Genomic DNA, 638 nt, shown 5'->3' with positions numbered 1-638 from the left:
ATAATAAAGGCTCTCGACATCAGAAGTTTATCTTAAGGCTCGACAGCGGACAAACTTTGCTGGTGGCACATAATATTGATTTAGCTCCTCGTATTCAGGGATTGAGAAAGGGCGATAGAGTTGAATTTTATGGGGAGTATGAATGGAACAAGAAAGGTGGCGTGATGCACTGGACCCACAAAGACCCTCGGAATCACCATGCTCATGGCTGGCTGAAGCATAATGGGAAAATATACGAATAGACGACACTTGGCATGGCATATCTGCCATTGAAGAGCATCGTAGAAGGGTGTTAGAGATAGGTAGTGAAAGGGTGCCTATCACTGGGTTTTGTTGTAACTTGGTTTTTAGTGATTTAATAATTTGAGGCTTTATGATTGAAGTGAATTATTTAGTTCAAGTCGTGAGTATTCCTGATGATCTCATTGAAGCATCACAGAAAGCGGGTTCAGACTTGTATATGACCTATAAGTTTTATCAGCTGCTTGTACAGTCCAATCTTTTGTGGCGAGTTTGGTATATCGATGAATTTGGCAAAGTTTGGCTTGAAGTCAATTTGGTTAATGATGTGGGTGACCCAGAATTTCATACGATAGCTTTAGATCAAGGTACTTATCTGAAAATAGACACTGAATGCT

2 protein-coding genes are annotated in these 638 nt (G+C 40.3%); both read left to right on the top strand.

The genetic code is table 11. The features are described 5' to 3' along the window. On the top strand, positions 1 to 242 hold a 242-nt coding region (locus AB4653_RS25455; protein ID WP_372105615.1), incomplete at its 5' end, for a DUF3465 domain-containing protein. A gap of 131 nt (positions 243 to 373) precedes the next feature. Next, positions 374 to 638, top strand: a 265-nt coding sequence (locus AB4653_RS25450) for a hypothetical protein (protein WP_372105614.1), incomplete at its 3' end; no start/stop codon positions are given.

The sequence above is a fragment of the Vibrio sp. 10N.222.48.A3 genome (assembly GCF_041475345.1).
Classification (GTDB): Bacteria; Pseudomonadota; Gammaproteobacteria; order Enterobacterales; family Vibrionaceae; genus Vibrio; species Vibrio tasmaniensis_A.
The sequence above is the reverse complement of the archived record's forward strand: the minus strand, read 5'-3'. Positions and strand labels throughout refer to the sequence as shown.